Source organism: Streptomyces bikiniensis (assembly GCF_000716625.1).
GTDB lineage: Bacteria > Actinomycetota > Actinomycetes > Streptomycetales > Streptomycetaceae > Streptomyces > Streptomyces bikiniensis.
On sequence record NZ_JNXJ01000154.1, the window covers coordinates 1 to 207 of the forward strand.

General features: G+C 70.5%; 1 protein-coding gene. It reads left to right on the plus strand.

The annotated features are described in order from the left end of the window. On the plus strand, positions 1-207 hold a 207-nt coding region (locus OO47_RS33190), incomplete at both ends, for an ATP-binding cassette domain-containing protein (RefSeq protein WP_030223682.1).

The window sequence follows — 207 nt, forward strand, 5'->3', positions numbered from 1 at the left end:
TCGGTCAAGGGCCACCGGCTCCTCGACAACATCGACATGGCGGTCCACGACGGGAAGGTCGTCGGACTCCTCGGCCCCAACGGCTCGGGCAAGTCGACCCTGCTGCGTCTGCTCGCGGGGCTGCGGAAGCCCGAGACCGGAACCGTCCGTTATGACGACACCAGCCTGAGCGACCTCGGCCGCCGGGTGCTGGCCCGACGGCTCGCC